We start from the raw sequence: 2558 nt of genomic DNA, 5'->3' as shown, positions 1-2558 counted from the left end.
GACGCCGAAGTCGATCCGCCTGCGCAAGGCCCTGCTCGGCCCCAACGACCGCAAGCGGGCCGAGCGGGCGAAGACGGCCGAGGGGGCGGGGTAGGGCGATCGCTCTTTTTTTCGCTTTCATAGCCTGACGCCTGTCACGTTCGTTTCGCGCGTCGCGTGCTAGGCGTGTGGGTCGAGGCGCATTTCACCTGGCGCTGCCCGGGAGGCGATGATGAAAGCGGTTGCATTCGCAAACAATGATATTGCCGTCGTCGCCTGGACTTTTGGCGGAAAGGTGCCGGGATGTCTGGGATTTGCAATCTACCGGATCGACGTTCGGGCGGGCACGGAAACCTGCCTGCCCGCGATGGCGACGTTTCCCGATCAGGACGCCACGAAGCCCGGCCGGACCACGGCGGACGACCCGGTCCAGAAGTTCTATTGGAAAGACCTCTACGCCAAGCGGGGCGGGACCTACCGCTATAAGATCGTGCCGATGGGCGGAACGCCCGGCAATCTCCAGCCGATGACCTATGGCCCGGCGATCAGCAACACGATCCAGCTCAGCCCCCATTACGGGACGCTCTCCGTCTACTTCAATCGCGGCATCCTCGCCACCCAGGCGACTGCGCACAAGCTCGACGAAGACGGCGGCAAGACGCCAGAAACCCTCGAAGAGCACATCGACAAGATCGGCGATCCGCTGCGCGACGACCTCATGGGGCAGTTGATCGAAGCCCTGACCACGCTCTCCGACGAAGCCGCGAGCGATGGCGGAGACACATACTGCGCCCTTTACGAATTCGAGGACCCGGAAGCGATCGATCACCTGAAGAAGCTCGGGGCCCGCGCGCATGTCGTCCTGTCGAACATGCCGAGCGGCGGCAAGGGCGAGGAGAAAACCAAAGACACTTATGCCGCCGAGCGCGACGAGATCCGGCAGGCCGGCCTCGACGTGGTCGACCGCTTCATGCCGAGCGGCCACATTGGCCACAACAAGTTCCAGGTGCTCGTCGACAACGGCCCGCAGGCGGTCCTGTTCGGCTCGACCAACTGGACCTCGCACGCGCTCTGCGGCCAGACGAACAACGCCGTCGTCGCCCGCTCTCCCGCGCTTGCAGCCGCCTATCTCGACTACTGGAACCGCCTGAAGGGGGACACCGATCCTCCGGGCGAAGGCGGAAAGGCGCTGCAATCGGCCGAATTCCGGGAGGAAAACGCCAAAAAGCTCGACCCGATCCCGCTCGAGGACGGCAGTGGCGAAGTGGATTTGTGGTTCTCCCCCAACACGGAGCACGCGCGCTCGAGCAAAGTCGGCAAGGACGAGGATACGCCGCCGGATCTCGCCGAAGTCTTTGACATCATCGCCAAGGCGCGCCAGGCGATCGTCTTTCTCGCCTTCGAGCCGGGAAATCCGAGCATCGTCGACGCGATCGCAGACGCGCAGAAGGCCAACCCTGCCCTGTTCGTGCGCGGCGCCGTCACTGCGGCCGACTCGGCGGGCCAGTTCAAGACGGCGATCAGCAGCGACGGCGACGCTCCGCCGCACAAACATCAAAAGGGCGATCCGCCTGTTCCTGAGGACTATCGCGTCATTCACACCCGCGGCGTGACCAAGAGCGACGCCTTTGGGCAGTGGGAGGCGGAACTCAATCAGGCGGGACACGCCGTCATTCACGACAAGATCGTCGTCGTCGATCCGTTCTCGGATACCTGCGTCGTGATCACCGGCAGCCACAACCTGGGCTACCGCGCGTCCTACAACAACGACGAAAACATGGCGATCATCCGCAACCATCGCGCGGTCGCAGAGGCCTACGCAGCCCATTGCCTCGATGTCTACGATCACTACGCTTGGCGCTATTGGCTCGGCGCCCAGGACGAAAAGGCCTGGCACTTCCTGTCGACGGGGCCGAGGAACTCGAAGCGCGCGCCGACGCCCCGCGCAAGCCGCGCGCCAGGCCCGAACCGCCGCGCGCCGCCACGGCCGATCTCGGACGTGCGGCGGATGGATCTCCGCCGAGTGATTGCATAAGTCATTGAAATTGTTTAACTTTGTGATCGAACCGATTGCCGGTGCGCGACTCTACGTACGTTAATTTGGCGGACATCAGCGGACGCGATCGGACCGTTATCTCCTTCCGCGTCGGGCCGCGCTAAACGAACTGGCCGCCGAGTTTCCCCGGCGGCCATTTGGAGCAGTCGCGCTCGTGCTCTCACTTCTTGGTGGCCGCTTCCTCCTTCTTTTTGCGCTCGCTCTCCCGCAAGAGCATCTGGCCAAACTCTCCCATCTCGTGGCCGGTGCAGTCGCGCATGGGCTTACCGTTCGGCATTATCAGGTCCAGCAATGAGGTCCCGTCCCTGATCGCCTTTTTGGTCGCGTCGGCCAGATTGCGCGCTTGTTCGCCAAAAGGCTTGCGGGCCAATGCCTCGGCGTCGAACTTCTTCTCACTCATTGCAATCAGCCTCCTTCTTGAAGGGTACCGGCTTCACGCCGATCCGATCGAGTCGGTCTCGCCACGGCTCGCTTGGAGACGACCGTGGCAAGCCAAGACGGTCCTCGGCCTCTCCGATTTCTT

Annotated in this window: 2 protein-coding genes; one reads left to right on the top strand and one right to left on the bottom strand. The window is 63.3% G+C overall.

Annotation, left to right across the window (positions count from 1 at the left end; all coding sequences use genetic code 11):
* Nucleotides 1-211 precede the first annotated feature (211 nt).
* Nucleotides 212-2014: a phospholipase D-like domain-containing protein gene (locus ACLP25_RS11815; protein WP_442469392.1), complete on the top strand. Its 1803-nt coding sequence runs from the start codon at nt 212-214 to the stop codon at nt 2012-2014.
* A 181-nt stretch (nt 2015-2195) separates the two neighbouring features.
* Here ACLP25_RS11815 and ACLP25_RS11810 read toward each other — a convergent pair whose 3' ends face one another.
* Nucleotides 2196-2435 carry a hypothetical protein gene (locus tag ACLP25_RS11810; RefSeq protein ID WP_442469391.1) on the bottom strand — a complete coding sequence of 80 codons (240 nt, stop codon included), beginning with the start codon at nt 2433-2435 and terminating at the stop codon, nt 2196-2198.
* Nucleotides 2436-2558 lie beyond the last annotated feature (123 nt).

This window comes from Roseiarcus sp., from assembly GCF_052145395.1.
Classification (GTDB): Bacteria; Pseudomonadota; Alphaproteobacteria; order Rhizobiales; family Beijerinckiaceae; genus Roseiarcus.
The sequence above is the reverse complement of the archived record's forward strand: the minus strand, read 5'-3'. Positions and strand labels throughout refer to the sequence as shown.